Source organism: Armatimonadota bacterium, assembly GCA_016223145.1.
Lineage (GTDB): Bacteria > Armatimonadota > Fimbriimonadia > Fimbriimonadales > Fimbriimonadaceae > Nitrosymbiomonas.
The window spans coordinates 16,952-42,700 of record JACRPN010000015.1 but is presented as its reverse complement, the minus strand read 5'-3'; the positions used below and the strand labels follow the sequence as shown (position 1 = coordinate 42,700).

Below are 25,749 nucleotides of genomic sequence, written 5' to 3'. Positions count from 1 at the left end.
GCCATACTGAACCCATGTTTACATTGAAGTCTATTTTGGCATTGTCCCTCATCACGGTTGCGGCGGCGGCAAACGCCAACCTTGTTTTCAACGGCAGTTTTGAAACGAACACCAACGTGGGCGGAAACGGTGGCGCGGACGACCGGCCCGACGGCTGGCTCAACTTTAACGATTTCAACACGCAGAGCTCGCCCGACGTGTGGGACAACGCCGGAGAGGACGGGCTGGCGCCGGGCTCCTTCGGCTTCTTCACCCACATCCTGGCTTACGACGGCACCAACATGGTGTCCATCGCTTCGGACGGGCCGAACTTTAGCGAAGGGCTCGAGAGCTCCGCCATGGCGCTCAGCTCCAATGCGACCTACCGCCTGACCGTGAGAATGGCGTACGACTCGCACAACGGCAGCGGCTACAACAACCCGGCCCCGCTGACCGTGCGGCTTCGTCAGGGCAACGGGGCGTCGAGCGTCCTGGACGTGTTCGCGGCGCCGACCGCGGATCACGCTTGGGAATTGCGCACGGCGGATTTCGTGGTCGGCAGTACCGACAGCTACACGCTGATCCTGGGCTCGGAGTCTACGACGATCAAAAACTACTTCGTCATCGACGACGTTAGCGTGGTGGATTTGGTGCCCGAGCCGGCGAGCGTTGCCGCCCTCGGATTGGGCACCCTGGCGCTTCTTCGCCGCCGCAGAAAGGCGTAACCTGCGCGCCTTTAGTCGGCGGCAGTGAACGAAGGTCCGGAGCCCATGCTCCGGACCTCCGTTCCATTTGTCGGGCGGCTACGCAAAGCGTGGGCACCGCCGTACTTGTGGTTCGCTCAGTCGGCCCGCCAGAGCTCTGATGGAGACTGACACCCACTATGGGCGATCGGGAGGGAAGGCTCCGTTTCAGCGTCGAATCCTTCATCCATGCGGTTTCTTCAGAAGCTCTTTGGGCACAGGGTTGCCTATGCGAAGCACATGAATGCGATCGACGAGCATTGGAAGCAACAACTGGGCGTGACTGAAGACGCCAATGTTTTTCATGAATTGGTCTCAGAGATCGTCCACCTGGATGTGTTTCGATACACTGCTCCTGAGAAACGCCCCTGGCACTTCTTGGTCACGTGCGGGATGTCTGCCAAGCCCATGCCCAAGGCGCCTTCGAAGGACATGCGCTTCGCCGAGGTAGGAATTGCATTGCCCCAAGACTGGCCGCTAAACACCGAGGAGTGGGAGGATGAATCCAACTACTGGCCAATTCGCGCCCTCAAGATATTCGGCCGGCTCCCGTTTGAGGCGAACCGTCCTCTTGTTCCTGGCATCAGCATCCCAAGCAGTCACCCCGAGCCCTTGCCATACCCAGGGACCCAGTTCTATGGAGCCATGCTTGCAGAACCTGTGATTCTGCCTGAAGAAGCCCGCGTGTTCCGTGGCGATGGGTTCACTGTGAACCTGATGATGGCCGTACCCATCACGAAGTCCGAGCTGGAGTTCAAGGTGAGCCATGGGATCCATGACCTTTGGAATCGCATGGTGGAGTCCGGCAGACCGATGGAGGACTTCTTGGTGGTGAATCCTGGCAGGGAAAGTGTGGTGTGAAACGCGGCGGGCAAACTGAAGACCACGATCTTATCCACTCGCCGCCCTAGCCGGGGTCGGGGCATGTTTCTCAATGGTCTGCGATGATCTGATCTTCGCCCGGGCGAGCCACCCGTGGGGTGGGTCTCCCCAACGGCTGTAGTCATTGGGTGGCTCCACTGCTTGCAGTGGTGTGATGGGAGCGTGGGGCCGGTGGCCCCGACAGCCTCGCATAGAACGTGCCCCGGATAGGAGGCGAGAGTCCGTGCGCCTTTTGTCCGGGGTGCTCGAGTGACCCCTTGCCGGCCCGTCCGGGGTTCAGCGGCTCGATACCCTCCACCCCGACAAACGGCGCTGCCATCGGCCCGCCGCCCCTGCCGCTCATAGCCGGGGTCGGCGACACTCGCACTAGGGTTCCGCGATTGCCCGCTGTAACTCAACAAGAAACACGCGCGTGTCAAGGTAATAGTTCGGGTAGGCCCTCTTTAGCGCTTGGAGCGAGTCCACAGAAACGAGGACGGCGTCCATGTTTGGATCCTCAATATTCTGCCGTTCGATCTCGAGATACCTCGTTGACGCAGCGACCAAATCCCGTTTTCGGTAGCCATGCACCGTGATCCTATGATCTCTCGAATCAAGGACCATTAGAAAGTAATGCGATCCCCGCAAGTTGGGCTGTGCCTTGCTCAGTGTGTGGCCAAAAGCGCTGAGTTTGCCGACCACGTCGAGCTGCTTTGCCAGGTGTCTCAACTCCTCTATAAGATCGTCCGCCCCATTGGGAGTTCCGGGCACAGTAGGCGTGCCTTCTCGGACCGCCATTTCTGAGGACATCAATTGGAAGAATCGTAGCCAATCCCGCTCGCCCTGACTCGACTTTAGGGCCTGCCGCGTAAAGGTGTCGACCGTCTCAACGGCCGTGGCCCATGCATGCTGGAGACGTGAACGAAACTGGATTTCAATCTTCAGGCCGTTGTATTTCTCTGTCTTGTCACTGTAGTAGCTATAGATCAAGTGGATTCCGCGGTAACCCGATTTTTTCGGAGAGCGGATGTAGTCGTCGCTATCTATGAGCTCGTGTTTGAGATCGCTGTCGCCATAGAGCCCTACTAGAGCATCTACGTCGTGCACTGAAGGAAGAACGGCCCTACAACCAGCAATGTCCTGCATCTCCGAGAGTTGCAGCCAACTGAATCTTCGAAGCTTACTGTCAATAGATGAAAGGCGCTTCAGGCGTTGAGCTACAAGGCACTTTGGGTCGACTTGCCTCGCCTTTCGACGCAGCGTCGTTTGAAAGGTGTTCAGTGGGAAGGCGTGTGAGGACCTCCATTCGTTGATTGTTCTGAACGCCCGATCAAGCTCACTTAGCGAGCAATGCCTTCTGAGCAGGGCTGCTCCAGCGTTGTCTACTCTGACCTTTGTCCATTCACGCTTCTTCGCTGGCTTCATCAGCACAATGGTACTACAGTATCGTTTGGCCACCGTTCTGGGGGGGGGGGGGCTGGTGGCCCCGACAACTCCCTAAAGAACGCGTCCCGGACAGGAGGCGAGGGCTCGTACGCCCTTTGTCCGGGATGCTTGGGAGACCCCTTGCCGGCAGCCCTGCAGGTGGCCCCGGCGCGCCACCTGCGGTTCATCCCCTAAGCAACTCGACGGCCGACCGCGCCAACTCCGTGTAATCGTCGTAGTCGTTGTCGTTCCAGGGGCCCTCATCGTCTGCGGACAACTTAAGTAACCTCAGCCGTCCAAACTTCTTGACCCAGTCCGCCTTGAAGAAGCACCCGTTGCCGAACTCCTCCACGACCCCGTTAGACATGAGCTCGCCCCTGAGAAAGGTGTCCTCTATCAGCGACGCCTGTGATTCGACACTGAGTTCAGCCCAGGTGGACTGCCCACCATCTACTACACTTCGCCAATCATACGTGCCTTGTCCTCGCAATGCCTGTCCGACGAGGGAGTCCGTGATGTACCCAGCCCCAACGTGCGCGTACTGCCAGACATGCACAGATTCGTGCACGAGCGTTTCGGGACTCTCCGATGTTTTGACGCCCTCGAGGTAAATCGTATAGCCAATGGTAAATGGACGCAAGCTCGGTCTCCTGAGCTCCGTACCCTCGGGTGTCTCGCTTTCTGTAGCGCCTGTCGGAGTTTCTGGCTGGCGGAACATATGCCTGATGATCATCTTGCCGACTTCCTTCGACCACTCCCAGGCAATCGCAGCCACCTCGATCAGGCATGCATGTTTTGGCACGATCCTGATCTTGTTGATATTTAGCCCGTCGCGGTACACGTTCTTTAGGAGTGCGTGTTCTCGATCGTTAAGCTTCTTTCGCCCTTGGAAGATACGGCATGGTAGGGTTAAGAGCCAGACCAAAAAGATGATGAACGAACCGAAGAGTGTCTTTATCGCGCTCCAAATTGCTTTCCCCATGCCTTTAAGCTTTTCCCAGCCTTTCTTAAGCGCATTCCATCCCCCCTTGAACGCCTTCTTGACCTTCCCCCACATGGTTCGCCTCCCCAACAGCCGACGGCGTGCGGGTCCATACGGTCAATGGGTTCAGACCTACCATCGGCCGGATGCGCCCGGATGTCCTTCGAGCCTGCATAGACCTTCTCCAAGTGGTCCCAAATATCCTTCGAGGAGCCCCCCTTCGGGGGGTACCGGAGGTTGGAGCCACACAAAGAACACTATCCTATCCGCGCGCCGGATCTCCGTCCCCAACCCCTCCCTTCCCGACTCGTCGGGACTCGGAAGGATCAATCGCTGACAAGCTTGACGAGGGAGGTGCTAACACTGCCGTTCCCCCTTCCATCCATACTCTAAACGACCCCACCCGGAGACCAAACCCCATGGGACGTGAACGAGCGCTTAAGGCTTTTCGTCGAGAACCGACCGACCGCATCCCGCACTGCGAGATCCTCTCGTGCCCGGACGCCATCGAGCACCTCACCGGCATCAGCCCGTGGGAGGCGCCCAGGTCCGCCGCGCTGAGGCTCCTCGACCGCTACGACCTCGACATCTACATGCTCCCCAAGGACGACACACCCATCCCCAAGCTCCCCGAGGGCAACGTCTTCACCGACGCCAAGGGTCGCAAGACCGCGCGATGGGGCACCGAGGAGACCTGGCACTGGGATTGGGGCGCGAAATTCCCCGACGTCGAAAGCTGCATCCGGTTCGACCCGCTGGCGGACCTCGACTTTCGGTGGATGGACCCCGTGGACCTGGACCTTCGCATGTCCGACGACGCACTGACGGCGCACCTGCAGGCCGAGCTCGACGACATGCGCGCCCGAAACGGCGAGCGGGCGCTGTACTACATGGGGTTCTACAACACGCTGTTCATGTGGCCGCTGCTGCTGTTCGGCTGGGAGAACCTGCTCGAGCTCGGCACGCTGTACCCCGCCGAGTGGGAGCGGCTGCTGCGCGATTTCGCCGTGCTCTCGCGGCGGGTCTTCACGGCGTGGTCGAGGACGGACCTGGAGGTCGTCTACAGCCACGACGACATCTGCTATCAGCGCGGCGCGGTGTTCTCGCCGGACTGGTACCGCAAGTGGCTGTATCCCTATTACGAGGAGTACTGGTCGCTGCTGAAGGCGCAGGGGAAGACCGTGTTCTTCGTCAGCGACGGCAACATCGACCAGGTCGCGGACGACGTGCTCGCCCGCGGCGCGGACGGTTGCCTGAGCGAGGTGTATACGGACTGGAAGGCTTACAAGAAGAAGCACCCGGACAAGGTGCTGATCAGCGGCGGCGACAACCGGATCGTCAAGACCGCCGACAAGGCCGCGATCGAGAAGATGGTCAAGGAGATGGTGGAGCTTGGGAAAGACATGCCGGGCTACTTCTTCTGCGTGGCGAACCACCTGCCTTGGGACATGCCGCCGCTGGGGGTGCAGTATTACCTGGACGCTTGCGAGAAGTTTGGGGGGAGGTGAGGGCAGCGTCGACGATAAGGAGTTCGTCGAGAAGCGCCCAAGGTGCCGGCCCATTGCGGTGTGGCTTGCCGTGCGATCCCATCGGGCTAGCCGGGCGTGCTTTCCAACTCGATGAGATACCGAAGCTCGCCATCCGCTTCGGCGGGATCGGGGTTCAAGAGCACGCCTCCGTTCCTTTCAATGACCTTGCGAGAGGCGGCGTTGGCCGCGCCGCATGTGGGCATGAGCCGAAAGATGTTCCGCTTCCTCGCCTCATCGAGCAGACATCGAAGGGCCTGGGTCGCGTACCCCCTCCGGCGCCTGCTCGGCCGGACGGCGTAGCCCACGTGATGCCCCACCCTCTCGGGGCTCGGGTAGTAGGAGAGACCGAGGATGATCCTGCCCGCGAAACCGTCTGAATCAACCATCCAGAACTCCTGCGAAGGAACGTAGCCCTCCGGTAGGTTCTTCCCAAGGGCGTTGTTGTGCAGCCTCTGCACGTAGGCTGGAAACTGCTCCGGGGTCAGGCCGGCGGGGATTTGAGGGTCGCCCTCCGCTTCGAATTCGGCCATCGCCTGAAAGAAGCTGTCCACGTACCTTTCAGAGGGCAGTTCAAGTCTCATCGGGGGAAGGCGAGTCTACCTTTGGCAAGATTGCCCATCCTGCGGCCCGCTCCGATCAGCCCCGACAAGACGGCAAGAACCATTCGTCGTGTCGGGGGCACGTCATCGATTAGGTTGTCGGGGCCACTTCCTCTCCCTCAGCAAGACCTCCCGACATCCTTGGTCGCCGGGATGCAATGGGTGACCACCGTTCGCAGGACGAAACGCCTTCTTGGGGTGTATAGTGTTTCCGGGGTGCTACCATCCTATGACACACGCAGAAAAGAGGGCAAAACTAGCAAGCTTGTCTGAAGACGAATTCCGAGACCGAGTGGTTAGGGAGTTGTTCCTAGCACAGGGATTCCGGTGTTACCGCGACGTCTGTGGAGTGGACGAAGAGGGCAAGGATTGCATTCTCTTCAAGGACGTTGAGTTCGGCAAGCGACACGTGTATGTAGTGCAGACCAAGACGACCAAGCTGAACATGAGTCAGAAGGCCAGCCAGAATGTCATCGAGGCGATCACGCAGTTGAAGACAGCGTCGAACACGGAAGTCGTGCTCCTACATAACAACACCAAGGTAAGGCCCGACTATGTCTTTCTTTGCACGAGCGGCTCAGCGAACACGTCGGCGCGCGCCGAGATCGCTAGGCAACTAACAGGGTCGAACGTCACGATACTTGACGCAGATGAGTTGATCGATGCGATAGATCAGCATTACAAAACATTCTGGATAAGCATTAGTAGGCTGAACCGAAAATATGTAGAAGAGCTTCGAGCCAAGCTCCTCTCAATGACCGATGCAGTGCTTCTGTACCCAGGAGACGGGCATGAGCCGGCACTTGCTCCATTCGCCGAAGAGGCATACGTGGGACAGAAGCTTTTCCGTCTCACCACGCACATGGTGGTCAAGCAAGGCGTCGTGAAGTCAGAACCCCTGATAGAGGAGATCGCTGACGAGCGACTCCTTGAGATGGCCAAGCCGGTCGCTTTTGTCGTTGGAGACGGTGGAACCGGAAAGACGACGTTGCTGCGTCGCCTTTGTCTTCTATCTTGTAACCGCTCTCTTTCGGCGACAGGACAGGACGAGTGTATTATCCCTGTTCTGCTCCGTGCAGTCGACCTTATTCAGGCGGACTCGTTGCGCGAAGCTGCAGAGGCTAAGATAGCTCAAGCACTGATGGAACCTGATTCCGGGCTGGAGGAAAACGATTTCACATCAGGCCGTGTCCAAGTGTTCATTGACGCTGTTGATGAAGCTGGGTCAAGCTTGGGGTACGCCCATGTCCTCAATCTGATCGAGTCATTTGCACACTCCTACCCCTCCTGCAAGGTAGTAGTCTCTTCGAGACCCCGGCTCACAGTGAGAAACTACGCAACTGAGAGGCGGATACCTATCTACGAGATATCTGACTTTAGCATTAAGCAGGCAAGCAGTATTGTGAACAGGGCGGTTGCCGGCAAGGATATTCAGCCCGCAGCCGTAACCGAAGTGCTTCGAAAGCTGCAGGACGTTCATGGTATGAAGCTAAACCCGTTGCTTGTTACCGTGTTTGCCGCGACGCCGAACTTCTACACTAAGGACATTCCGCCAAACATTAGCGCGATATTCCGGAAGTTCGCCGCGCTAATGCTTGGTCAATGGGACGACCGGAAGGGAATAAGTGTCCAGTACGAATGGGAGGAGAAGCACGGCGTGCTTGAGCAAATCGCTCTCGGCTGGCATAATAGGCGCCATACGGAAAAGTCGGTTTCTGAGTTCAGATCGGATGTCAAGCGGATTCTTACAAGCTGGGGTAGAGGCGAGAAGGCAGACGCGGTGGCGGATGAAATACTGAGGTCAGGTCTCCTCGTCGAAAGCGAGGAGCGGGTCGCCTTCCGTCATCATCTATTCCAAGAGTACTTTGCGGGAGCGTCGATAGAATCGGTACAGGACATTGAGAGCGTTGTTTCAGACGAGTGGTGGCGAAACGCAATCGTGTTCGCATATGGGGCGAGATCGACGCGGGGCGATGAGCTGGCCGTATTGTGCGCGAATGTTGATGTTGGTGCGGGGATCGCAGCGTATCGGGCACTAGTGACGATCGGGCTAGCGTTGCAGGCCTGCTACAAGACCAATGTGGACGTTAGGCGTGCCGTGCTGGGAGAGGTCATTCTTAAGTTGGCAAACTGCTTTGCGGGCTTCCTCAGGGCTCAAGAGAGCGGCGATTCCTATCCGCTTACTGCGTTTATATTCCACTTTCTCGAAGCCCGTGATTCGGTTTCGTCGGATCAGATACTCAACGTCGAGTTGGGTGTGCCGCCGGAGGAGTCCGCGGAACACGCTGAGTTCCTGAGATTGGCCGGAGCTATCGAGTCAGGTCACATCGACATCGTCAAGAGCGAGGTGCTTGCGTTTTCTCCGAAGGATGACCGTCTGCTGCTCGGTTTGCATCTGCTAGCGTTTTTCGTGATGCACCTCAGGGTCTCTGAGGCTCAAGAGAGAAGTGCTGCGAAGGAGATAGCTGCGGCGATTACGCCGAAGATAGTGCCCCTGGTCAAGCAGGTTCTGCAAGAGTTCAAGGGCATGGTGCTTGAGCTCCAAAAGGGAGGGATACATGTGCTTGACGCACCTTTGGTGACTCCGGAAGGGCAATTCGAAATCGATTTTGATCGGGCATGAACTGGGTTTGTTTTCGAGTTCTCTCGCGGGAAGTGGCCCGAGAGACTTCCTGAATCGTTGAAGCGCGCCCCCGGCCAGGGACGACGGGTCAGGCGCTCGGGGAGGGTCCCTGCCTGGTTTCTCGCGTTCCTTGCAGGCGTCCCGAAAAGCTCTACCAGCCCTACCCGTGCTTCCGGTATTCCTGTCCCCCGGCCCGGATCTCGACCTACAGGTCATTCGCCGCTGTGGCACTCCGTGGCTGCTACTTCGCCCCCGGCGGGCCACCCATTCGGGTGGGGGTACCCAGGATATGATCTTTGGGTGGCTCCACCATTTAGGGTGGTGTCATTGGAATCAGCACGGCTCTTTGGCACAGCAAGTTCGGCGGCCACTCCCTTGCTTGCCTCCCTGCCCAGGATTCACCAACCCCTCCGGCAACCTCAGCGTGAAGTCGCCCAATAGGCTCCAGAAGGTGCTTCGCTTGCGGCCGATGCCGTCCTGCGCCGGCCGGGCGTCCGCCGACTCCACCTGGAAATACCGCTTCCACGCCTCGCCGAACGTGCCGCCCTTGCCCATTATCTTCCAGAACTCGCGCGGCTCGTCGTAGAACACCTTGCCCCGCCCGACCAGCGCCAGCGCTTCGGCGAGCATTTGGTTGCCGTCGGCCATGGAGAGGAGCTTTGCGCGGCGCCAAGTGCCGTCGATCAATTCGGCGAGTAGGCAGGTGGTTTTGACGGCTTCTTGCCAATCGTCGGGAAGTTTCAAAGCGCCGTCAGCATTTTCATTCACCGTGTGCATCCAATCGCGGAAGCACTTTTTGATTCGGAGGAAAACACATCGTGAAACTTTCAAAACTCGCTGCTGCCGCTGCAACCTTGGCGGCTATTCCGCTCGCCGGCGCCGCCAATTTCCAAATCATCTGGGAAAACCACGGCCCCCAGCCGCTCAGCCCCCTTTTCTGGTCGGTCAGCGACGCGTCGTTCGACATCTTCGCCTTCGGGAGCCCTGCCTCTGCGGGCATCAAGAGGATCGCCGAAACCGGCAACGCCACAACCATGCTTGGCATCGCTGCCGCCGCGGGATCCTCGGTGCAAGCCTTTGGCACGCTGAGCGGCGGGCCGCTGCTGCCAGGCCAGACGCGCACGGCGAACATCAGCGCCGACGTCTCTCACGGCTACTTTCAGTTCGCTTCGATGCTTGGCAAGACCAACGACGGATTCATCGGTGAAAGCTTGAGTTCGATGGGCCTCAACTTGTTTGAGGGCTCCACTCCAACGGGCTTCAGCGTCAACATCTATGGGGCTCGCGCTTGGGATGCGGGCACCGAGGAGAACACGCAGAATATGGCCGATCTTGCAGCGTTGGGCGGCTCGGGGAACACACCGGACTCCAACTCAGCTATCCGCGTGCACGAGACCATCGTCTCGGGTTACGGCGACAGTTGGCAGGCCCTGCCCGATTGGTCGAACGACACGCACCTGGCGACCGTGACCGTCCTGCCCGTTCCTGAGCCCTCGAGCATCGCCGCTCTGGCCCTTGGAGCCGGGCTCATCCTTAGGAGGAAGGCGAAAGCCTCCTGATGCCCACTCGAACCTACGCTCCCGCTGCCGCCGACTCCCTTGAGTCGGCGGTTCGGCGGGAACTGCCCATCCTCTACCGCTTTGCGACGCGCCTGACAGGGCCGCGCGGGAATCCTGAGGACCTCGTCGGCCGGGCGCTGCTTCAATGTGCCAAGGGGTGGGACCGGTTCGACGGCCAAAACGCGCGGGCGTGGATGCTCAAGGTGTTGCGGAACGAGCACTTGCAAGAGGTTCGGCGCAAGTCCCTGGTCCTGGAGCCCCCGGAGGCTATGGCAAATGCGGTCTGCCACCACATGCCGGTCTCGGCCCAGGCCATGCGGCGGATTGCGCTGGAACAGATCAACGAAGAGATCGGGAATCTGCCGCTGGAATTCCGGGAGGCGCTGGTCCTATGCGACGTGGAAGAGGTCCCCTACAAGGAAGCCGCCACCATCCTCGACATCCCACTTGGAACCTTGAGTTCAAGACTCCATCGCGCGCGACACATGCTCAGAAACGCGCTCGCTGAGACGATCCCCATCGACACGGAGGCGCCATGAAAAGGCTTTTTCACAAACACGACCACGACCAGCCATGCACGTTCATGGTGAACATGCTCCACGGGCAGGCCGAAGGAAGGCTGAAGGGATTCAAGCGCCTATATGCGATGGCGCACGTCCTGCGTTGCGGTCCATGCCGGCGCTTCCTTGAGAGCCTGGAGGCCATGCTCAAAAGGGTGAAGGAGACGCGCCCCGCCGATCCTCCTCCGGAGGTCATCGAAAAGCTGCTCGAAGGCGATTGGAAGGAGGAGAGCCGGCCGTAGCGCAGACGATCTCCGCTCCCCGACCTCCTTCAGTTCGCTGACCGGCGACGCTTCAAAACCTGGTAATTCGTACTCGTATCCTTGCTGCGTTCTGTCGTAAGATGCCAGATACTCGGCTTCATCAGCCGGAGCAGGGGAGCCATCCCAGTTTTGAGGGGAGGTTCTTAGGGGGTTTTATTGAAATCTTTGCGAAACCTTGCCATTTTGGCCGCGCTTGCCGTGTTTTCTTCGGCAATAGCGACACAGCAGTCCTTCGTTCGAGTGACGACCAACGCCTATTATCAGGGTCTGAACGGAGGCGTGAACACAGGCTATGAAGCCTCGCCGTTCTCAAGCAACCCAGCACACACGATGGCTCAGAGCAGCGCGATCGTCGGGGGCGACACGGGGATCGGCCGAAGCGACAGGACCACCTGCTACGACGAGTCCAACGCGTGGGGCGAGGTCTTTCACCCGGGCCAGGAGCACCTTTTTGCAAGGGCGGGCGGCTGGAGCCCAGGGAACGACCCGCCCGAGGACTGCTTTGCCGAGACGACCGTCGAGGTCCAATCCTGGTGGATGGCGACTTCGGCCAGTTCGGACCCGATTCCGATCGACATTCACTACTTCTTGGAAGGCTGGCTCTTCACCGCGTATTACACCGACGAGGCCTTTGCAAGCATCGACATCAAAGTGGACATCGCCGATTTCGCGTTCAACGTGTTGGATATCGGCGCAACCCTCGGCGGAGGTTCGGGTCTGTCCACGTCGTTCAGCGTCGGCGGCGGCAGCTTTTCGGATGCCGGCTGGGTAGGCGCCTGGTCCGACACCACGAACACGCTGGAATCGACGGTGCGCGGGGATCAGGACAAGATGTTCGACCTGAACTATTTGGAGGGCTTCAACGACGTATTCGACGCTCCCGCCAACACCCCGTTCCAGGTGAACTACCGGATTCGCGCGACGGCGAAGGTCCCTGGACCCTTCGAGATATTCTCGAACGCCGACTTCTCGAACACGGCGAGTTTAAGCCTGCGCTGCGATACCGCAGGGGTCGAGCTGCACGAGCTGAACTTGGTGCCCGAGCCGGGAACTATGGCTGCACTTGTACTTGGCTGCGCAGCTATGCTGAGGAGGCGCTACAAAGCCGGGTGACGGGCAGGGACAGAGTCCATCGGGACTATGAGTTGGATGTCTGGTAGCCAGCGCCTGGGAACCAGCCGGCTGCAATCAGGGTCCTGTAAATGACTGCATCCGTGCAGGAGGCGCCTGGAAATGCACAAGATTGCCGTCCGTTTCTCAAAAGCACATCTGTCCGTGGTGCTGATGGCGCTGTTCATGGCTTGGGCCAGCGGTCCGAGCCTTGCCGGCGGCTTTGAAACCTGCAGGCGGTACTTCACATGTTCCGGCTGCCATAGACTTCTCCGGTGCATCCTGCCGAGCCAGCACCCAGGCTTCCAACGCAGAGACTCCCACTCGGCCGCCGAGCATCCGTGCAGCCGCGAGGCCAAGTGCGAGGTATGTGGTGCAAAGCGAAGGTGCTTGCTCAAGTGCGGGCATGGAGGTGGGCACACGTACCCCAAGAAACACCTTTGTCAGATCGCGCCTGCTTGCCCGGTGTGCGGGACGAAAGTGCTCTGCATTGCCGGCGCTTGTGGCCATGAAGGTGCGCACCAACCCGGCCCCCACAAGTGCCAGGGCAATAGGGAGCAACCAGGAATTCGCTGAAAATGGAGTGAGCCGTGTGGGGCCTGGCAGTGGATCTGGCAATATAGATTGTTGCCACTTCCCAAAGGTCGGGCCGCGGCGCACCCCCTTAACGTCCAATTTGGCAAGCGCGCACCCATAATTAGATCATGCTGGTCGCTGCGGTGCTGGCCCTTAACCTTCTGGCCCAAGACGTGGGCCAGGCGCGGGGCGTCGAGGTCTCACAGGAGATCGCCGCTGCGGGCTACAAGCGGGCGCACGCCGTCCTGATCGGCGTAGACAACTACACGAAGGGAAGTGGGGCCTCGCTCGAAGTGATCACCGCCAATCGCGACGAGCCTCCATCGCTCAACAACCTGAACTTCGCAGAGAGCGATGCCAAGGCGATACGGGAGTTCCTGCTCTCAAGCGGCTATCCCGCAGGCGACATCCAGATGCTCCTCGGAAAGGACGTCTCGAAGTCGTCGCTTTTCAAGGCGATCGCGGGGCTCTATTCGCTACCCGCCGAGACGTGTCTCGTGTTTTATGTAGGCGGGCATGGCGTGCTGACGACAGGCTCCTCGGAGGGTCTTTTTCCGTCCGGCAGCGAGGCTTCGTTCATTTATCCCTCGGTGGATAGGGACGGGGTCTCGGGCGAGCCGCAGGTCACCATCGAAAAGGTGCCGCTTGAGGGGCTGATCGAGGCCGTACAGAAGTCGCCGCCGAAGCACAAGCTGATCGTCTTCGACTGCTGCCATGCCGGAGGCGGGATCATCAAGGTCTCCACCTGGCCGGAAGAGGCGCTCAAGAAGTTTCTGGCTGCGCCTGGGACGGTGATTCTGCTCTCCAGCATGAGCTTCGAAAGCTCCTACGAGGTGCCCAAGATCGGCGGCGGGGCGTTGACGCAGACGATGCTGAAGCACTGCAAGAAGGAAGCGGCAGGCGGAAGGCCCTATCTGGTGAGCGACCTTCTGCCGAACATCCGCCGCGACGTCGCAGAACTCATGAAAATGCGCCAGATCCCGGTCTGGAAGACCCTGGGAGAGGGGCAATTCATGTTCTTTCCGAAGAAGTAGGCGCCCTATACACCCCGCTCAAGCGGGGTGGCACCCACTTGCAGCCGGCATACCGCACCCGGTACCCGGGCTAAGGGTGAATGGGCGCCTACCTCGTCCTCGAAATCCTCCAAATCTCCCTTCACTTCTGGAAAATGAGTACATTGGGAATGGATGTTGAACACGCAGCAGAGGCTGTAAAGAGGTTCACGCCCCTAAGTGCTTTGGAGGAGAAGATGTCAACTTGCGGTGCTCCTCGGACACACGCGGGCTGCCCCAGGGCTCCCGGTGACGGCGTTGCGCATCGCCCGGGATCGGCCGTTGCTCCATAGCCGGATTCGCGCGACGCGCGTCACTTGATCGCGCCCAAAGCAGGGACTTGGGGTCAGCGCGACTTGGGCTGCACCAGACATTTACTGTCCATGGAATAGCGGACAGCCAAAGAACCGACTTGTATGGGAGCCGCATCATGGGGCATGGTGATCTATATGGAGCACTCCATTGCAGCCAATAAGGACGGGACAATGGACCAAAAGCTGGTTGAGGACCTACTCATCCTGCTGAACACACCGAACCCTGATGCCGTCTTGAACGGACTTAAGGAGCGCGTTGATGCGGGCGAGTATAGTTCGGATAGCGACGACCTCGCGGATGGGATCATCCGGCACGCGATGGTTTCCGCAGTCTTAAAGCGTCTCAACGTGACACAAGAGCATTGACGGCACAACCCTAGGTACAGAAGGTACCTCTGAGAGCGGTCAGACTGATTTTTCGGCCAGTTGCGCTTGCGCCAACAATTAGGATAAACAAACAGAGGAAGGGGCTCGATTCCTGATGAGCAACATCCAACTCTCACCGAGAGAATCCGAAATCGTTGAACTGGCAACTAAGGGATACACCAACGAGGGGATTGCCCACACGTTGGGCGTTAGTATAGGCACTGTCAACACCTACTGGCTGCGCATCCGGCTCAAGGCCGGGGGCGTGGGCCGGACCGACTCCGTCGCCAAGGTCATCAGTGATCGCGCCGAGCTGGCGCTGCGAGCGGCAAACGTGGATCGAGAAGGCCTGGCTGAACACATCGCGAAACGCGAGCACGACCTCTTGGAGCTGCGCGCTTCGCTGGGCCTCTTGGAGCTTGCGATGGAGCAGATCCAGTCGACCGTTTGGGCGACCGATCTGAAGCTGCGGATCTCCATGATCGCCAACGGAGTCATGCCCAAAGAGCATTTCGGCGTGCTGTGGGAGGTTGGCAAGACGGTTTATGAGATCTTTAAGAGCGAAGACCCCAACCACCCTCCGATCGCCATGCACTTGAGTGCATTGAAGGGGAAGGAATCGACCGTTCGCCTTGAGGGCGAGTTTAGCAAGATGATCCTAAAGGCCCTCCCATTGCGAGATGAGAGCCACGAAATCATGGGCTGTATCGGGATCATGAACTACGTGGGCGAGTAGGGAATCCTGCCGCAGGTGATCGCAAACCAACAAGGACGTCTTCCGGCAACAGCGACGCGCACAGAGCCAAGCCATTCAGGCAGGACTCTTAGCGCGTCGCTGCAAAGGACCGCATCGAGGTAGAACCACTGGACCAGAGAGTTCGGGCTCGCTCAGGCCAAAGTGATTGGGCGCTTGTGGTGGCCATCGGCTGTTGGGGCTTCAAACATGAGCCCCATGTCCTGGGCCACCCTTAGGGCGTGAACCCTATTGGAAGCGTGGAGCTTCAGGAAGATGCTCGACAGATGGAAGTCGATCGTGCGCTTCGATAGGAACAGGGCGTCGCCTGCCTCCTTGCTGCTGGACCCCTTGGCGATCTCAGCCAGCACCTCGAGCTCGCGTGTCGTGAGCTTGAAGGACTTCGGAGCTTCGTCTCCTTGAAGCGATGAAAGAGTACTTTGATCGATTGAATATGCCATTCTGGTCCCCTTATTGGGTTAGTGCTGCAGTCCGTGCCGACAGAGCACAGCCGCAGAGCTCAAGGTCAAATATCGAAAGAATCAAGAAGGTGGCGCCCAATCGCCTGGATCGGGCGCCCATGAAGGTCAATGAACTCAGCCTGCATCGCCATCGGTATGGAATCGGGGCAGATTCAGCTTCAAGAGTATCCTCTCCTCTCCCGCAAGGCCCGGTACACGTGTCATGTTTGTACAAAGGCATTGTGCCCCTATCAGGGGTGCGGCACAAGTCTTTGAGATGATGTCTATGGAACGATGGACATGGAGTCTTGGACAGGGGACCGGCGGGACAGCGGTGGGCGGGGCCTGGCTGCTGGACTCTACATCCCTCCTGCTGACCCGCCCGACGGGAGCCTGCCCGTCACCCGAGGCTGCTTGGATGAGGCGGTTTCGTATGGACAATCGATGACATAAAGCGACGGACGACAAAGCCATGACTTGTCCGTGCATCACCTGGATGGGACACTCGTAAGCGAGAACGAACGGCACGGGCCAATCGGGCGCGTCGGTGCCTCGAAGTTGACCTGCACCCGGACCCGCAATTCCGGTTTTCAAGGAGCATTCAAAATGTCAAAAGTCGCCACCATGCATGAGCTCTACACCATGAGCCTGCGAGATCTTTATAGTGCTGAAACACAGCTCGTCAAGGCCCTTCCAAAGGTCGCATCCGCAGCGAAATGCCCAGAGCTCAAGACCGCGTTACAAGAGCATCTGAAGCAAACGGAAGTGCACGTCAGCCGACTGGAAGGGATCTTCAAGATGCTGGGTGAGAGCCCGAACGGGCATCCCTGTGCCGCCATGAAGGGGCTGATCCTGGAAACCGAAGAGCTCCTTGCAGACATCGAGAATCCGGAGCTTCTCGACGTCGCGCTGATCGCCGCCGCTCAAAAGGTCGAGCACTACGAAATCGCCGGCTATGGAACCTGTCGAACCTTCGCGCGGCTGGTTGGACACGATGACCAGGCGAGGCTCTTGCAGGAGACCCTGGACGAAGAGGCCCGCGCGGACCAGGCGCTGACCGTGCTCGCGGAGTTCATGATCAATGCGAGGGTCGCCCAACAGCCTGTGGGAGCCGCGGTGTAGGCCGTTTGGGCGGCTCACGTTAGGCGACGCTTTGAAGCTGCGGCTTTGGGCACCGATGGCCTCCGGCCTCATCCGGGGTGAGATGACCAGGCGGCCCTTTCCAGTCTCCGAGCTTTGTCTGCCTCAGCATCTTCGGGTGCTGGGGCTTTGGGGAGTTTGTGGAATTGTCGGGCGCTGCCCTCGGACACCCCGCTAAAGCGGGGTGGCACCCGAGACCTGAAACAGATGGCCTGCGAACGGCGGCACGAGCTCTCGGGCGCTCCCCCAATCCCAACGCACTGAAGTGCGTAGCCACCCGAAGAAGGGGAACGAGGGGAACCCACGCGAAGCGTGGCTCGCCGGATGGGTAACAGGTTCATTGCGCTTTGGGTACGAAGTCTAGGTGACCACGTCGAACCAATTCGTCTCTCGCCTCACGTGCCTTGGTCCTCGCTGCGTCGACACTGGAATTCTCAAGATTGGACAATAGTTCTGCGATTTCGTCGCTTGCTATGCTGAGCGACCAGTCTCTCACCGGCCTTGACACTACAAAGGTAAGGGACGTGGCCACTCCAGTTGGTTGTTCCGATGCATACGACGAGAGAACCTTAATGACTTCAGGAATGTCAGATACGGCTTTCATTTTCTGTAGCGCATCTTCAAATTGCTCTAGCTTCCAGGAGCGATCAAAAATGTTGCAAGTAAACCAGGTGGTGAAGGCTTCAAAAATCCATGTCTGATCTTCGAGCGAGTGTAGTGGGACAATCCTTTCCTTAATGTATTGCCACAACTCAACAAGCCTTGCAATGACATTCGGCATGATTTCTTTGCGGTCTCGATAGCCTCTTCCAAGGTTCGTTAGTAGATCTGCAATGAACTTTGAGCTTGCCTTTGCGAGCAAGCCTGACATGAGGCTCTCTTCCGACAAGTCCTCAAGCCCCCGCTGGAAGGCAATAAGAATATGGCTAGCTGTACCAAGCGCTGGCCTGTCCTCGTGTGAATCACCCTCAAAGTCTTGCAGGGCAATTGCTGTTCGGTACTTTTCGCGAAGCAACATAAAACTGTCATCGAAATAGGAGGAATAACAGACGTAGCCTTCCCAACAGGCGTCAAAATATGTTCCGCGTTCCGAATCTTCCGGTAGTAGTTCTCCTAGTACAGAGAGCAGCCATCTTTCATCCATTTTTGCGAGCCAAGGTAGAAACTCCCCGAATGGAGCTCGGACTGCATGGGACGAATCTGACGCAGCAGCAGTTAGGAGCTCTCTAACTTCATCCGGCAAATGAATGTGATTGGGATCCATGGGATCGTCAATTAAGTGACCGTTTATCCATAAAGCGTACCGAATTGCGACATATATCGCTCGAGGTCGCGTGGTGTTAAGAGCCAACATAGTCCAATTCATATTTGGAGGGCCGTAATCTTCCTCGTACACTTGGTTGGGAGATGGAATCTGAGCTACACGATTAATAATCTGCCACACCCTGTCCCGTTGTGCGTTGCCTGCCACGGCAACACCCTTTTGCATAATGGACTCGATAAAGTTCAGTGCTCGGTGATTCACGTCGCTTTTATCGTTAGGTTCGGAGTGAACGGTTTCGACGACGAAGTCCAATGCTGGATCCACAGGGAACAGTTTCCCTTGCCTTACCAGCTGCTCGAACGCGTCGATAGCAGCACTTCTCGCGTCTAGCGGGAGCAATGGCAACCTTTCGCCAAGTTCCAGTATTCGAACTGGCGAAGAAGATACAACGTCTTTCCACTCAGCAAGAAGTGCATGACGGTCATACCAGTACTTCTGATCGTCACTGCTCCATTCAGACATGTATTGGATAAGATCGTTGTCAGACATTGCAGAGAGCTCCTGGCTATTCTTTGGACTAGTGGGATGAAAGACCCCTTTCGGCTCTTCAGCGACATTGGCTCTGAATGTGTCGATGGAGTCGATCGCCCGCTGTACGATCGCACGCTCGTCGTCATTGACAGCACTCGAGATCCACTGGGTTCTCTCGCATTGCCATCTCAAAGCGTATGCATCTCTTACGGAGTCCGGAAGATCATGGCCATTATGTTCCTTATATCGTTCGGGCCAGTCACCGATTTCGGGGCCTTCGCTGATGGCCCTGAGTAGCTGAGTGCGGAATGGAGATGGCAGGCGCTTCCAGTGACTTGACACCATCTCCCAGGTCTCAGGAGACATTGAATTATCACGGAGCAATTGATTGATGTCAATGTGCGGCTCGACTAACTCTAGCGGAGCCTCGGGAAACTGCGACAAGACATGCCTAAGAATTCGCGCAAATATCTCCCAGCGATTGGCCCGAAGCAGTTCAACGACAGGCTGAAGTTCGACATGCCCAAGATGAAACGCGGCATCGCGGATCTTTGAAACCAACTCTTCCTTCGGCTGATGTCTGGGCGGAGTTTCGTCTTCGGAGATCCTGCAACGCCATGTTCCAGAGAAGTCCAAGCCCTCCTCCTTAGATGCGGCCGAGTAATCGAAATCGAGAATTCTGCCGAGAGCCGCACACAGGGCTCTAAGGCAGCTAATGCCTTCTGCCTTGAGCATTTCGGGAAACACCTTCGAAAGGGCGCGCGAATAGCTGAATCCGTCTACTCTGAAGCGAGTGCGGTTGTTGAAAACGCGCTCTCCAGGTGCACTTCGAGGGGGCAGGGAATGAAGAACGGACCAGATTAGGTTATGGGCCTCAGTTGCTGCTCCTTCTTGATAAAGCTTTAACGAGAGATCGACGAATGCATCTTCGATGTGCATCGGGATTGAGTCAAGCGACCTGATCCACTTCGAGATCTCAACCGAAATGCGGGCTGCCAATTCTGGGGGAAGTCTCTGCGCAATCACGGCCCGATCATGCTGCAAAAAGAGATGACCGTCCAAGTCCATCTCACAGAGTATCTCGGCAAGCGTCGTTTGTACTTCTAAGTCTTCGTATTGAGATACCGATTGCAGGTACGCCATTGGGTGCCAAGCAGGAAAGTACGTGCTCTCGTCAGAATCGCCCTTTGCTGGCCTGCTTGGATTGGAGAACACATGCTCATCTCGCAACGGAACCAGCCAATTGGGATTGGTGAGACCATTAAAGAATCGTCTATGCTCCTGCTCTAGAATGAGGGAGTCGAGAGCCGATCTGACCTGACTATTGGTTGGCTTCGAGTAAGAGCGCATCTACGTTTTGGATCCTTTGCGTAGCGGATGGCATCGACAGTTGTAAGAGTATTTGCTCGAGTTGGGCAAGGAGTTCACAAACGAATGTGAGATTTGCCGCCGAACGATCATGGTCAAAGTGGGTCAGCCTTACGAATTCAGTGTGAAGGGAGAGGAGTTGAGATGCGGCACGTGGCTTTCCCAGGGCACCAAATTTCCTGGAGAACATTTCGTCTATTCGTCTTGCGTGTGTATCAGCGGTGGCTTTTGCATTCAAGAAAGCTAGAACGGACTGCTCTTGTTCAGCCGTAACTTCTACGGTCCCGTCTACAGGGGACAATGCGGTAGGATCAGATTCTGGATTGTATTGATCAAGGCGAGGGAGCCAAGCATTTTCAATTCTCTTCAGTGCCTTAGTTGAGTCATTTGGAGAAGGGCCCACATGTAGCCGCACGATTGTGTTGATGATCTCCCGGCCACAATGACACGAAAGCTCGGCTGCGCATGGAAATCCGTCCATGTGAGACAACTCAACTAGGGCCCGGTATGGGTAAGCCAGACTATGCGGGCTCAGGCTTAGTAGCCATTCCGAAATCTTGTTTCTGTCGTCAGTCCACACGGTTCACTTATCAAAGAGTTGCTAACTACACCCGCTCGTTGCCCCGCACGTGTTGCACTTGAGGCAGAAGCCGTTCCTTACCAGGGTGAAGCTGCCGCACTCGGTGCAGGGGTCGCCCTCGTAGCCCTTCAAGCGGGCTTCGCGGATCTTCTCTGAGAGGTCCGAGGTCTGAGGTCTGAGGTCCGAGGTAATGGACGATGGACGATTGACGATTGACGAATCCGGAGCCGCAACCGCCATGCCTGCGGCTTGCGGCCCGCGACCTGCGACCTCTCCGGACCCCGGGCCTCGGACCTCAGACCTCTGACCTGCTCCCTCCGGGCCTCGGACCTCGGGCCTCGGACCCAAGACCGTCTCCGCTCCCGGAGGCGTGTTCGGGCCGGCGACGACCTGTTCCCGGGTCTTGCCATAGCCGTTGCTGTCGTGATCCTCCCAGGCCAGGCCCGGGATGACCGGCGTGGCGATCTCGCCCGCATCCTCTTCTTCCTCATAGTCCGGAAGCTGCTCAGGGCGGCCAAGCGTATCGTGCCGGATGTCCTCGGGTTTCACCTGCACCAGGTCGGTGCGGCCGAGGTACGAAAGCGCCAGCTCGCGGAAGATGTAGTCGATGACCGAGGTCGACATCTTGATGTTGTCGTGGAGCTGGACCATGCCGTTCGGCTCGAAGCGCGTGAACACGAACGCCTCGACGAACTCCTCGAGCGGCACGCCGTATTGCAGGCCCAGCGAGATCGCGATGGCGAAGCAGTTCATCAGGGAGCGGAACGCGGCGCCCTCGCGGTGCATATCGATAAAGATCTCGCCAAGCGAGCCATCCTGGAATTCGCCGGTGCGCAGGTAGACCTTGTGGCCTCCGACGCGCGCCTTCTGGGTGTAGCCCCTGCGCCGCGCGGGCATGGCCCGCCGCTTGGCGATATAGCGGTAGACGAGCTTTTGGGCGGCTTGGTAGACCGGGTCCTGGGTGTTCAGGTGCTCAGGTGTTGTGTGTTCGGGGTCCTGAAGACCTGATAACCCGACAACCTGGTCCCCTTCCTCCAGGCTCGCCTCCAGAATCGCAGCGGCGGCATCGTCGGTGCCGGCGTTGAGCGGCTGGCTGAGCTTGCTGCCGTCGCGATAAAGCGCGTTGGCCTTCAGCCCAAGCTGCCAGGAGAGCCAGTAAGCCGCGCCGACCTCCTCGATCGTGGCATGCGAGGGAAGGTTGATGGTTTTGCTTATGGCACCGGACAGGAACGGCTGCGCCGCGGCCATGCCGCGGATGTGGCCATCGGCGGTGATGTAGCGCTGGCCCTTCTTGCCGCACTTGTTGGCGCAATCGAACACGGGGTAATGCTCGAGCTTCAGATGCGGCGCGCCCTCGATGGTCATGGTGCCGCAGACGAATTCGTTCGCTTCCTCGATCTGCTGCTTGCTAAAGCCTAGGTGTTCTAGCAGACTGAAGCTCCAGTCGTTGAGAAGCTCTTCAGGGATGCCGAGATAGTCCTTATAGAAGTCCTCGCCGAGCGTGTACTTGTTGAACGCGAATTGGATCTCGAAGGCGTTGGCGAGCGTCTTCTCCACCTTGTCGATCGCTTCTTTAGTGAAGCCCTTGGCCTTCAGAGTCTCGTGGTTGATGTGCGGCGCTCCGGCCAGCGTCGCCCGCCCGACGCAGTAGGCCACCACGTCCTCGATCTGCTCCTGCGTGTAGCCCAGGCGCCTGAGCGCGATCGGCACCGACTGGTTGACGATCTTGAAATAGCCGCCGCCGGCAAGCTTCTTGAACTTGACCAGCGCGAAATCGGGCTCGATGCCCGTGGTGTCGCAGTCCATGATCAGGCCGATGGTGCCTGTCGGGGCGAGCACGGTGACCTGCGCATTTCGGTAGCCATGCGCCTCGCCAAGCTGCAAGGCGCGGTCCCAGGCTTCGCGGGCCGCTTTCAGAAGGTCCGTGGGGCACTCGTCCGGATCGATGCCGACTGGCGTGATGCTGAGCCCCTCGTACTGGTCCTTCGTGGCATTGTAGGCCGCCTGGCGGTGGTTGCGAATGACCCGCAGCATGCTGTCTCTATTGCTAGCAAACCTAGGGAATGTTCCGATCTCCCTTGCCATTTCGGCGCTCGCGGCATAGCTCTCGCCGCCGAGGATGGCGGTCAGCGCGCCGGTGATTGCGCGGCCCTGAGCGCTATCGTACGGGATTCCTAGCTGCATGAGTAGGGCGCCTAGGTTTGCGTAGCCGAGGCCCAGCGTTCGAAAGTCGTAGCTGAGCTGCGCGATCTCCTTACTGGGGAACTGCGCCATGAGCACGCTGATTTCCAGCACCACCGTCCAAAGCTTGATGGCGTGCCTATAGCCCTCGATATCGAAGGCGCCGGTCTCAGCGTTGTAGAACGTGATCAGGTTCAACGATGCCAGGTTGCAGGCGGTGTCGTCGAGGAACATGTATTCGCTGCAGGGGTTGCTGGCGTTGATGCGGCCGTCGGCGGGACAGGTATGCCACTCGTTGATGGTGGTGTCGTATTGGATGCCGGGGTCGGCGCAGTTCCAGGCGGAATAGCAGATGTCGTCCCAAAGCTCTCGGGCCTTCAGGGTATTGGACACTTTGCCGTCTGTCCGGCGGATCAGCTTCCAGTCGCTATCACCCTCGACAGCCTCAAAAAACGCGTTAGGAATCCTAACGGAGTTGTTGGAGTTCTGGCCGCTGACGGTGACGTAGGCCTCCGATTCGTAGCCGGTATCGTAGGTGGGGAATTCGATGCTCGTGAAGCCTTGCTCGGCGAGTTGGATGGCGCGCTGAATGTAGTTCAGCGGCACACCGGCGAGCTTGGCCTCCGCGATGGATTTGCGGAGGGCGGGGTTGGAACGAGGATCGAGTCGATTTTGGATCTCGGATTTTGGATTTTGGATTGGGGAATCGGAGTCACCCAGATGGCACGCCTTCATCACGGCGTTTAGGTGCCGCTGGTTGATCTGGGAGCCGGCGACAAGCGCAGCGACCTTCTGCTCCTCGATCACCTTCCACCGGACGAAGGTCTCGATGTCCGGGTGGTCGACGTCCAGGCAGACCATCTTCGCCGCGCGGCGGGTTGTGCCGCCGGATTTGATGGCGCCGGCCGAGCGGTCGCCGACCTTGAGGAAGCTCATGAGGCCGCTGGATTTGCCCCCGCCGGAGAGGGACTCATTCTCGCCGCGCACCTTGGAGAAGTTCGTGCCGACGCCGGAGCCGTACTTGAAGATGCGCGCCTCGCGGGTCCAGAGGTCCATCAGGCCGCCAGGGTTGACCAGGTCGTCGCTGACGCTCAGGATAAAGCAGGCATGGGGTTGAGGGCGCTCATAGGCGTTCGTGCTGGCGGTCTGCTTGCCGGTTTTGGGGTTGATGTACCAGTGTCCTTGCGCCGGGCCGTCGATGCCGTAGGCAAAGTAGAGCCCGGTGTTGAACCACTGGGGGCTGTTCGGCGCGGAAATCTGCTTGGCGAGCATGTGGATCAGCTCGTCATAGAAGGCCTTCGCGTCTTCGGGCGAGTCGAAGTAGCCGAATTCCTCGCCCCAGGCGCGCCAGCATCCGGCAAGACGGTGAAATACCTGGCGGGAGTCCACTTCGCCGGATTGCGGATTTCGGATTGCGGATTTCGGATTCGTCCCGGATTTCGGATTGCGGTCCGTGAGGCGCGGACTCTGGGAGATTTCGGATTGAGGATTGGCTCCGGACTTTGGATTGGTTTCGGCGACGTCCAAGAGAGTTGCTTCGGCTTCGGACGCGGCGCCCGGGTGTTCCTTCTTCCAAGCGTCGGCACGATCGGCGGGGACACCGGCCTTTCGGAAATACTTCTGCGCCAGGATGTCGGTGGCCACCTGCGACCAATGCTCCGGCACCATGACGTTCTCCATCAGGAACACGGTGCTTCCGTCCGGGTTGCGGATCTCGCTCCTCCGCGGTTCGAAAGTGATGCCGTCGTAGGCGCTCTGGCCAGCCGTCGTGTAATAACGCTTGATCTTCATTCCATATCCTCCGTGATGGTGATTGCCCTCAACATTTCAGGTCCGAGGTCCGAGGTCCGAGGTCTGAGGTCTGAGGGCCGACGTTTGGATTGGATCCAGAAGGCTCGAAGTCCGGATCGACTTCGATATCCCCATAGCGCATTCGGTCCTCCCTGACTCTGTTTCCCGATGTGAATTCCTGCCTGTAGCTGATCAGCTTGCTGATGACCCTCGAGGTTTGGCTCAACTGGTCAACCCATGCGTCCCGGGTGCAGATCTCAATAAGCTTTCGCCGGTGAGCGCGCTTGATCCATCGAACTGCTTCCTGAAGCGACGCTCTGGCGATGCGAAAGAACCTGACCGCGTCTGCTTCGCCGAATCGCCCGTCACCTTCCACCAGATTTGCTGCGATGCTGTCGGCCGCGCTCATCATCTGAACTCCCACGACACGTTTGGCGAACCAGTCCCAAGTCACGACTTGATCCCACATCTCGTCCAATATGGCTTCGAGCCTAACGAAGAAGTCCAATTCCTCCATCGGCGTGTGTCTCTTGCCGCTCGGTTCATCCACCGTTTGGCACCTCAGCTTCCGCTCCTCGGACCTCGGACCTCGGACCTCGGACCTCGATCCCCACGCTTTCAACAAGCTCCCGAAACTCCTCAATCGACTGAAACTCTCGGTACACGCTCGCGAACCGTACGTAGGCCACCTGGTCGATGAAACGCAGGTGCTCCATAACGCGCTCGCCGATGACCTTGGTCTCGACCTCCTCCTCGAACTCGGAGAAGAGGTCGCGCTCGATCCACTCGCTGGCGGCGCGCAGGCGGTCCATGGTGACGGGCCGTTTGCGGCAGGCGATGATCATGCTGTTCAGGACCTTCTCGCGCTGAAAATCCTCGTAGGTGCCGTCGCGCTTGATGACGAAAAGACGCGGCCTTTCCGGCGCCTCGAACGTCGTGAATCTTCGGGCGCACTTCAGACATTCACGCCTTCTTCGAATCGCTTCGCCGTCGCGGGCCGGACGAGAGTCCAGAACCTTTTGATCGTCGAAACCGCAGTACGGACACTTCATCTCTCAGATCCCATATTTTGGGGTGCATGTCATTATACGACACAAGCGGTGGGGTAGCACCAACTTTTTTCGGCAATTTCCGTCGACCGGTTTTCCAACGGTTTTTC

21 protein-coding genes are annotated in these 25,749 nt (G+C 58.4%); 12 read left to right on the top strand and 9 right to left on the bottom strand.

Translation table 11 applies throughout. From position 1 onward, the window contains the following. Positions 1–14 precede the first annotated feature (14 nt). Both HZC36_14300 and HZC36_14295 read left to right on the top strand, forming a co-directional pair. Positions 15–704, top strand: coding sequence for a PEP-CTERM sorting domain-containing protein (locus tag HZC36_14300; GenBank protein ID MBI5708149.1), 690 nt, complete (start codon positions 15–17; stop codon positions 702–704). Between the two features lie 207 nt (positions 705–911). Further along, positions 912–1,583 carry a suppressor of fused domain protein gene (locus HZC36_14295; GenBank protein ID MBI5708148.1) on the top strand — a complete coding sequence of 224 codons (672 nt, stop codon included), beginning with the start codon at positions 912–914 and terminating at the stop codon, positions 1,581–1,583. Between the two features lie 387 nt (positions 1,584–1,970). Here the strand turns inward: HZC36_14295 and HZC36_14290 are convergent, their stop codons facing one another. Continuing rightward, complete coding sequence (locus HZC36_14290; protein ID MBI5708147.1) at positions 1,971–3,008, bottom strand: RelA/SpoT domain-containing protein; 1,038 nt, start codon at positions 3,006–3,008, stop codon at positions 1,971–1,973. A 184-nt stretch (positions 3,009–3,192) separates the two neighbouring features. Beyond that, a complete protein-coding gene (locus HZC36_14285) occupies positions 3,193–4,065 on the bottom strand; it encodes a hypothetical protein (GenBank protein MBI5708146.1) in 873 nt (290 codons plus the stop codon). 344 nt (positions 4,066–4,409) lie between these two features. On the opposite strand from HZC36_14285, the gene HZC36_14280 reads away from it, so the two are divergent. Continuing rightward, entirely contained in the window at positions 4,410–5,498 is a 1,089-nt protein-coding gene (locus tag HZC36_14280; GenBank protein MBI5708145.1) for a hypothetical protein, read from the top strand. 86 nt (positions 5,499–5,584) lie between these two features. On the opposite strand, the gene HZC36_14275 is transcribed toward HZC36_14280, so the two are convergent. Next, positions 5,585–6,100, bottom strand: coding sequence for a GNAT family N-acetyltransferase (locus tag HZC36_14275; GenBank protein MBI5708144.1), 516 nt, complete (start codon positions 6,098–6,100; stop codon positions 5,585–5,587). A gap of 247 nt (positions 6,101–6,347) precedes the next feature. On the opposite strand from HZC36_14275, the gene HZC36_14270 reads away from it, so the two are divergent. Then, a complete protein-coding gene (locus HZC36_14270; protein ID MBI5708143.1) occupies positions 6,348–8,741 on the top strand; it encodes an NACHT domain-containing protein in 2,394 nt (797 codons plus the stop codon). A 333-nt stretch (positions 8,742–9,074) separates the two neighbouring features. Here the strand turns inward: HZC36_14270 and HZC36_14265 are convergent, their stop codons facing one another. Beyond that, on the bottom strand, positions 9,075–9,509 hold the full coding sequence (locus tag HZC36_14265; GenBank protein MBI5708142.1) for a hypothetical protein: 435 nt from the start codon (positions 9,507–9,509) through the stop codon (positions 9,075–9,077). Between the two features lie 50 nt (positions 9,510–9,559). Between HZC36_14265 and HZC36_14260 the strand changes: the two genes are divergently transcribed. The 7 genes from HZC36_14260 to HZC36_14230 all read left to right on the top strand — a co-directional run bounded on the left by HZC36_14260 (position 9,560) and on the right by HZC36_14230 (position 15,277). Then, entirely contained in the window at positions 9,560–10,300 is a 741-nt protein-coding gene (locus HZC36_14260; GenBank protein ID MBI5708141.1) for a spondin domain-containing protein, read from the top strand. Next, complete coding sequence (locus tag HZC36_14255) at positions 10,300–10,839, top strand: sigma-70 family RNA polymerase sigma factor (GenBank protein MBI5708140.1); 540 nt, start codon at positions 10,300–10,302, stop codon at positions 10,837–10,839. The genes HZC36_14260 and HZC36_14255 overlap by 1 nt, the downstream gene beginning before the upstream one ends. After that, positions 10,836–11,102 carry a hypothetical protein gene (locus HZC36_14250; protein ID MBI5708139.1) on the top strand — a complete coding sequence of 89 codons (267 nt, stop codon included), beginning with the start codon at positions 10,836–10,838 and terminating at the stop codon, positions 11,100–11,102. Before HZC36_14255 ends, HZC36_14250 begins: the two co-directional genes overlap by 4 nt. Before the next feature lie 177 nt (positions 11,103–11,279). Continuing rightward, entirely contained in the window at positions 11,280–12,236 is a 957-nt protein-coding gene (locus HZC36_14245) for a PEP-CTERM sorting domain-containing protein (GenBank protein MBI5708138.1), read from the top strand. A gap of 701 nt (positions 12,237–12,937) precedes the next feature. Beyond that, positions 12,938–13,843, top strand: a complete 906-nt coding sequence (locus HZC36_14240; GenBank protein ID MBI5708137.1) for a caspase family protein — start codon at positions 12,938–12,940, stop codon at positions 13,841–13,843. A 434-nt stretch (positions 13,844–14,277) separates the two neighbouring features. Beyond that, complete coding sequence (locus HZC36_14235; GenBank protein ID MBI5708136.1) at positions 14,278–14,541, top strand: hypothetical protein; 264 nt, start codon at positions 14,278–14,280, stop codon at positions 14,539–14,541. Between the two features lie 115 nt (positions 14,542–14,656). Continuing rightward, on the top strand, positions 14,657–15,277 hold the full coding sequence (locus HZC36_14230) for a response regulator transcription factor (protein ID MBI5708135.1): 621 nt from the start codon (positions 14,657–14,659) through the stop codon (positions 15,275–15,277). 152 nt (positions 15,278–15,429) lie between these two features. On the opposite strand, the gene HZC36_14225 is transcribed toward HZC36_14230, so the two are convergent. Continuing rightward, positions 15,430–15,735: a response regulator transcription factor gene (locus HZC36_14225; GenBank protein ID MBI5708134.1), complete on the bottom strand. Its 306-nt coding sequence runs from the start codon at positions 15,733–15,735 to the stop codon at positions 15,430–15,432. Positions 15,736–16,341: 606 nt separating this feature from the next. Here HZC36_14225 and HZC36_14220 point away from each other — a divergent pair. Beyond that, the gene (locus tag HZC36_14220; protein MBI5708133.1) at positions 16,342–16,857 is read left to right on the top strand and encodes a ferritin-like domain-containing protein; all 516 of its coding nucleotides are present in this window, start codon (positions 16,342–16,344) and stop codon (positions 16,855–16,857) included. A 355-nt stretch (positions 16,858–17,212) separates the two neighbouring features. Here the strand turns inward: HZC36_14220 and HZC36_14215 are convergent, their stop codons facing one another. The 4 genes from HZC36_14215 to nrdR all read right to left on the bottom strand — a co-directional run bounded on the left by HZC36_14215 (position 17,213) and on the right by nrdR (position 25,642). Then, entirely contained in the window at positions 17,213–19,813 is a 2,601-nt protein-coding gene (locus tag HZC36_14215) for a hypothetical protein (protein MBI5708132.1), read from the bottom strand. An 826-nt stretch (positions 19,814–20,639) separates the two neighbouring features. Further along, entirely contained in the window at positions 20,640–24,590 is a 3,951-nt protein-coding gene (locus HZC36_14210) for a vitamin B12-dependent ribonucleotide reductase (GenBank protein MBI5708131.1), read from the bottom strand. 28 nt (positions 24,591–24,618) lie between these two features. Continuing rightward, the gene (locus HZC36_14205) at positions 24,619–25,140 is read right to left on the bottom strand and encodes a four helix bundle protein (protein MBI5708130.1); all 522 of its coding nucleotides are present in this window, start codon (positions 25,138–25,140) and stop codon (positions 24,619–24,621) included. Further along, complete coding sequence (gene nrdR, locus HZC36_14200) at positions 25,133–25,642, bottom strand: transcriptional repressor NrdR (GenBank protein ID MBI5708129.1); 510 nt, start codon at positions 25,640–25,642, stop codon at positions 25,133–25,135. The genes HZC36_14205 and nrdR overlap by 8 nt, the downstream gene beginning before the upstream one ends. Between the last annotated feature and the right edge of the window lie 107 nt (positions 25,643–25,749).